This window comes from Mesorhizobium sp. M7A.F.Ca.CA.004.06.1.1, from assembly GCF_003999135.1.
In the GTDB taxonomy this organism is placed as follows: domain Bacteria; phylum Pseudomonadota; class Alphaproteobacteria; order Rhizobiales; family Rhizobiaceae; genus Mesorhizobium.
Genome location: NZ_RZPQ01001230.1, coordinates 1 through 997 on the forward strand (window position 1 = coordinate 1; position 997 = coordinate 997).

A 997-nucleotide genomic window follows, 5' to 3' on the forward strand; every position below is an offset into this window, starting at 1 on the left:
GCCGAGATGCTCGCCGCCAAGGGGGATTATCAGGTCACGCTCGTCGACCGCTCGGCAGCAGCGAACTGTGCTGCCGAGCGGTCGACGAGCGTGACCTGATAATCCCCCTTGGCGGCGAGCATCTCGGCAATGGTCGAGCCGATCTTTCCGGCGCCGACAACGACAATTTTCTTCATGGCCGATCCCTCACTGATTGTGAGCCCAGATTCGCAGCTTGCCCGTCGAATGGAAGCGTGGTTTGGTTCGAAACGAAACCGTTGATTGGACAGTCTGCCGGGAAGAATCGTCGAAATGCTCAGTGACGCCGAACAGGCCCTGCTTTCCCTGCTGCGCGAGAATGCGCGCGCCTCGACCGCCGAGCTGGCGCGGCGGCTTGGCGTCTCGCGGACCACGGTGCAGAGCCGGATCGAACGGCTGGAGCAGCGCGGCATCATATCAGGCTATGGTGTGCGACTGGCGCCGGACTATGAGCAGGGGCTGGTGCGGGCGCATGTACTGCTCACCGTGACGCCCAAGCTCGCCGACAAGGTGGTGCGCGGCATGCGCGCCCTGACGACGGTCCGGACGCTGCATTCGGTCAGCGGCAATTTCGACATGATCGTCATCGTCGACGCACCATCGATCCGCGACCTCGACATGCTGCTCGACCAGATCGGCGCCATGGACGGGGTCGAGCGGACCCTGTCGTCGATCATCCTGTCGACGCGGATCGATCGGTGAAGCTGCTGGTCTCCCCCCTCGAGGGGGAGATGGCCGGCAGGCCAGAGGGGGTCGGTTCGACCGGATGCGACCTCCTTTCGACAGATGGGCGTTAGCGCTTCACGCGAGGCGACCCCCTCTGTCGCCTGCGGCGACATCTCCCCCTCAAGGGGGGAGAAAACTCACCGCCACCTCAAGCCCAGGGCGACAATCCTCAAGCGTGATCGATGCGCCATGCAGATCGGCAATCGCTCGCACAAGGCTGAGACCCAGCCCGCTGCCCCATGTCGACCGGCTA

Annotated in this window: 1 protein-coding gene and 1 pseudogene; one reads left to right on the top strand and one right to left on the bottom strand. The window is 64.2% G+C overall.

The genetic code is table 11. The features are described from left to right. Positions 1-65 precede the first annotated feature (65 nt). Positions 66-176, bottom strand: a pseudogene (locus tag EN906_RS35375) (saccharopine dehydrogenase NADP-binding domain-containing protein); the annotation flags it as partial. 115 nt (positions 177-291) lie between these two features. On the opposite strand from EN906_RS35375, the gene EN906_RS35380 reads away from it, so the two are divergent. Further along, on the top strand, positions 292-720 hold the full coding sequence (locus tag EN906_RS35380; RefSeq protein ID WP_127268446.1) for an Lrp/AsnC family transcriptional regulator: 429 nt from the start codon (positions 292-294) through the stop codon (positions 718-720). Positions 721-997 lie beyond the last annotated feature (277 nt).